General features: G+C 61.2%; 1 protein-coding gene. It reads right to left on the bottom strand.

What is annotated here, in order from left to right:
* Window positions 1-1,077: recombinase family protein (locus G404_RS19670; RefSeq protein ID WP_425411660.1), on the bottom strand; the 1,077-nt coding region annotated here is incomplete at its 3' end.
* Between the last annotated feature and the right edge of the window lie 96 nt (window positions 1,078-1,173).

Below are 1,173 nucleotides of genomic sequence, written 5' to 3'. Positions count from 1 at the left end.
GGTGGGTTTAACCCATTGAAAATGAACGCAGCTTTTGACCAGCATTAGCATCATAATCCGCGTGTCGGGGGTTCGAGTCCCTCCTCCGCTACCATTCGACCCCACGCTACGTGGATCGCGACTTTCCCAGCCCACAAGCGCGTTCAGCTTTCCCTGGATGTCGAGGATCACGCCGCCCTTCTTCGCGGGGTCAGGGTGGACAACAACGCTGGTGATGATGTCCCGCAGCGCGTCGCACTCAGCGAGATCGCCAGCATCAACGCCGTCCTGCACCGCCTTCGACAGGTTGGCGAGCTGCTCGTCGTACCGACGTAGGGCAGTCGGGTGCAGGACGATGGCGTCGATGGGCGCTGGCTGGGCAGCAAGGGCCATCTCTGCCGCCCCCTTCTCTTCTCGCAGTCGGGCAAGGCGAGGCTTGGCCTCATCGCCAGTCAGAACACCGTCGCCGATCTGCTCGACGATCCGTTCGATGCCTGCATTGGCCTTGTCGAGCTGATCCTGGAACTTGGACCTGTTCCGAGTCATTTCGCGCGCCAGCTCGCGTCTGGCGGTGATGTAGGAGTCGATGAACTGGGTGATGTAGCAGGGCTTGGTAAGCTCACCCCTGATCCGGTCGAGAACGATGGTTTCGATCGTGTCGATGTAAAAGGTTCGGGGGTCTGGGCACACACCGCCCTCGGTGTCGCTGCTGCACCGTATGCGGACACGCCCTGAGCGGTCCTTGCCGTTGCGCGACATGCCGCCCCCACAGCTCCCGCACCTCAGGAGACCTGAGAGCAGATGTTTGCGGTTGCGGGCCATGTCACGAGGTTCACGACTGCGGCGCTCAAGGCGCGCCTGAACGGCTTCCCAAAGCTCCGCTGGCACAATACGGAGGTCCGGGGCTTCCTTCAATGTCCAGACATTCTTGTCGTTGGGGCGTGATATTCGCATGCCGGTACGTGGGTTCTTGACCATTGTGACCCGGTTCCAGGTCCGCCAACCTGCATACAGCGTGTTGCGAACGATGCCGTTGCCGCGCTTGACTGAGCCGTTAATAGTGGACGCCTTCCAGAGGCCCTTTCTCGGCGCCGGGATAGGCAGTGTCAGGAATTTCGTGTGCGGGGTGGCGGTTGAACATCAGGCCGCCATGGCCCGAACGAAACGATCGCCGAACATGACGGCGAATTGAGC

Origin of the sequence: Novosphingobium acidiphilum DSM 19966, assembly GCF_000429005.1 — a bacterium.
Taxonomy (GTDB): Bacteria; Pseudomonadota; Alphaproteobacteria; order Sphingomonadales; family Sphingomonadaceae; genus Novosphingobium; species Novosphingobium acidiphilum.
The sequence above is the reverse complement of the archived record's forward strand: the minus strand, read 5'-3'. Positions and strand labels throughout refer to the sequence as shown.